Consider the following 507-nt stretch of genomic DNA (forward strand, 5'->3'; position numbering starts at 1 on the left):
GTTTTCCTGTCCGGGCCGGGGAACGGGCCCGTGTGGCTGCCCACGTTCTACATCGATGTCTATCCGGTGACCAATGCCGAGTATGCGCGGTTCGTTGCCGCTACTGGGCATGCGCCGCCCCAGTACTGGGAGGACGGGCGGCCTCCTGAGGATCTTGGTGACCATCCCGTGGTGTTCGTGACCTGGAACGATGCCACCGCGTACGCGGAATGGGCCGGGAAGTCCTTGCCCAGTGGGCAGCAGTGGGAGAAGGCTGCACGCGGCACCAGGGGAACGGTCTACCCGTGGGGCGACCAGCCCACACCGGCGAAGTGCAACGTTCGGGAGAACGGCGTGGGCAGCACAACCGCCGTCGACTGCTACCAGAGCGGTGTGAGCCCCTACGGGGTGTTCGACATGTGCGGGAACATCTGGGAGTGGTGCTCCACGGACACCAACCCCGGCCGGCACGAACTGAAGGGCGGCGCCTGGACCAGCCCACTCCTGCGCGCGACGCCATCATCGTTC

The 507-nt window shown here is 66.5% G+C and carries 1 protein-coding gene; it reads left to right on the forward strand.

The window, feature by feature from the left end; genetic code table 11:
• Nucleotides 1-30 precede the first annotated feature (30 nt).
• Nucleotides 31-507 (forward strand): formylglycine-generating enzyme family protein (locus ACFSXZ_RS41215; protein WP_378272021.1); only part of this gene is annotated, 477 nt, incomplete at its 3' end.

It is taken from the genome of Amycolatopsis pigmentata (assembly GCF_042684065.1).
GTDB lineage: Bacteria > Actinomycetota > Actinomycetes > Mycobacteriales > Pseudonocardiaceae > Amycolatopsis_E > Amycolatopsis_E pigmentata.